The sequence below is a fragment of the Pseudonocardia pini genome (genome assembly GCF_013870575.1).
Classification (GTDB): domain Bacteria; phylum Actinomycetota; class Actinomycetes; order Mycobacteriales; family Pseudonocardiaceae; genus Pseudonocardia; species Pseudonocardia pini.
Genome location: NZ_JACBXB010000982.1, coordinates 1 through 1,709 on the forward strand (window position 1 = coordinate 1; position 1,709 = coordinate 1,709).

The 1,709-nt window shown below is 74.0% G+C and carries 2 protein-coding genes; one reads left to right on the top strand and one right to left on the bottom strand.

Features of this window, described 5'->3' with window-relative positions; all coding sequences use genetic code 11:
- On the top strand, window positions 1-208 hold a 208-nt coding region (locus H5J29_RS31610; RefSeq protein ID WP_181784590.1), incomplete at its 5' end, for a hypothetical protein.
- 230 nt (window positions 209-438) lie between these two features.
- On the opposite strand, the gene H5J29_RS31615 is transcribed toward H5J29_RS31610, so the two are convergent.
- Window positions 439-1,709 (bottom strand): uroporphyrinogen-III synthase (locus H5J29_RS31615; protein ID WP_181784591.1); only part of this gene is annotated, 1,271 nt, incomplete at its 5' end.

Sequence of the window (1,709 nt, forward strand, 5' to 3'; positions counted from 1 at the left end):
GGTCGGGCCGTGGCAGCCGATCCCGGGCTTCTCGCAGGAGGAGCGCTGGGCCGCCTACCCGCCGGACTTCCACCAGGACGCCGTCGGGGCGGACGAGACCGCGGTGATCCCGGTGATCACCGCCGAGCGCCTGGCCGAGGCCGACCGCGCCGACGCGGAGCACCGCCGTCGCTGGTGGGACCGGTTCCGCAAGCCCGCGAAGGTCTGAGCACGATCGCGAGTTGAGTGCACACAGTGCTGCTCGCACCGCGCTGAGCGCACGCAACTCGCGATCTTGCCGCGCTGAGAGCACGAAACGTGCGATCTTGCGCGGCCGGCACCCCCTGATCAGCCGCTCGCACCCATCGCGGAACGTGTGTGCGAGCGGCACCACCGAAAGAACGAACGGCACTCTCGCTCACTAGGTCTGAGCGAGAGTGCCGTTCGTGCGATCAGGGGTCAGCGGCGGCGGGCCTTCACCTTGCGGGGCGGGGGCAGGGCACCCTCGGAGCGCAGCTTGGCGGCGTGCGCGGCCAGGGCGTCGACCAGGGCCGGGACCCGCGACTCGTCGGGCTGCACGTCGACCCGCAGGCCGAACTCCCGCGCGGTCTCGGCGGTGGCCGGGCCGATGCAGGCGACCAGGGTGCGGGCGTGCGGCTTGCCCGCGATGCCCACCAGGTTCCGCACCGTCGACGAGCTCGTGAAGCACACGGCGTCGAACCCGCCGGTCTTGATCGCCTCACGGATCGGCGCGGGCGGCGGGGCCGCCCGGACGGTGCGGTAGGCGGTCACGTCGTCGATCTCCCAGCCGCGCTGGGTGAGCCCGGCGGCGAGGGTCTCCGTGGCGATGTCCGCCCGCGGCAGCAGCACCCGGTCCACCGGGTCGAGGATGTCGTCGTGCGGCGGGAAGAGGTCCAGCAGCCCCTCCGACGTGGAGGTCTGCGACTCCTCGACGTCGGGCACCAGCTCCGGGACGATGCCGAACTCGCGCACCTTCTCCGCGGTCGCCGTGCCCACGCAGGCGATCTTCACGCCGGAGAACGCCCGCGCGTCGAGCCCGAACTCGGCGAACTTCTCCCACACCGCGCGCACCGCGTTGGTCGAGGTGAACACGACCCAGGCGTAGCGCCCGTCGACCAGGCCCTTGACCGCCCGCTCCATCTGGGTGGGCGAGCGGGGCGGCTCGACGGCGATCGTCGGGACCTCCTCGGGGATGGCGCCGTGCATGCGCAGCCGGTCGCTCATCACGCCCGCCTGGTCCTTGGTGCGCGGCACCAGCACGCGCCAGCCGTACAGCGCGCGCGACTCCCACCAGGACAGGTCGGCGCGCTCGGCGACCGAGGAGCCCACCGTGACGATGAGCGGACCCTCGAGGTCGGCGGCGTCGGACGCCATCGACCCGATGCTCGTGCCCACCGTCCGCTGGGTGTTCTCGGTGCCGTGCGCGGTGACCGCGACGGGGCTGTCCGAGGCGCGGCCCTGGCCGGTCAGCGCGGTGGCCACCTCGGTGAGGTGCGCGGCGGAGGCGTGCAGCACCAGCGTGCCCGGCGAGGCGCAGAGCGCGGTCCAGTCGACGCCGGCGCGGACGTCCGCCTCCACGTGCCCTGAACCGAGGGCGACCCCGGCGTAGGCGGGCACGGCGGTCCCGGCGGGGACCCCGGGGACGACGTCGAACGCCATCCCCGCGGCGGCCACGGCGCGAGCCTCGGCCACGACGGCGTCCACGGTCA